At 61.1% G+C, this 270-nt stretch carries 1 protein-coding gene; it reads right to left on the bottom strand.

The features are described from left to right. Positions 1-270: DUF1214 domain-containing protein (locus SB660_RS20820; RefSeq protein WP_410584251.1), on the bottom strand; the 270-nt coding region annotated here is incomplete at both ends.

Here is a 270-nt window from a genome sequence, read left to right as displayed (position 1 = left end):
CGGATATAGAGCGAGAAGTCCCCCTCCGGCGCCGGCAGCCAGTTGGCCTCCTTGTCCTGACCGGGTGACTTGACGCCAATGTAGAGGGTCAGCGAGCCATCCTCGTTACGCTTGAGATCCTTGTTCTTGGTGCCCAGCGAGTAGCGATTGAGCGGGTTGGGGTGGAACAGGTGCTTGTCGTTGTAAAGGGTGAGCGACCAGAAGCCGTTGACAGGCGGCTCCTGACCCGCGGCAAAAGTGACCGAATAGCTGTTGGCGCCGCTGAGCGGC

Origin of the sequence: Bacillus sp. SIMBA_005 (genome assembly GCF_046535585.1) — a bacterium.
Lineage (GTDB): Bacteria > Bacillota > Bacilli > Bacillales > Bacillaceae > Bacillus > Bacillus pumilus.
This window is presented reverse-complemented; position numbering and strand designations above follow the sequence as displayed.